1 pseudogene is annotated in these 205 nt (G+C 57.1%); it reads left to right on the forward strand.

From position 1 onward, the window contains the following. A pseudogene (locus DN394_RS29545) lies at positions 1-205 on the forward strand (Gly-Xaa-Xaa repeat protein); the annotation flags it as partial.

Below are 205 nucleotides of genomic sequence, written 5' to 3' on the forward strand. Positions count from 1 at the left end.
CGTTCAAGGTAACACAGGTGTTACTGGTGCTACTGGTGCTACCGGTGCCACTGGTATAGGAGTTACCGGACCTACCGGACCTTCTGGTGGGCCTCCTGGACCTACTGGACCTCAAGGTAACACGGGTGCGCCACTGGTCCTCAAGGTGCTCAAGGTAACACAGGTGCTACTGGTGCCACTGGACCTCAGGGCGTTCAAGGTAACA

Origin of the sequence: Bacillus sp. BB081 (genome assembly GCF_008368895.1) — a bacterium.
GTDB lineage: Bacteria > Bacillota > Bacilli > Bacillales > Bacillaceae_G > Bacillus_A > Bacillus_A wiedmannii.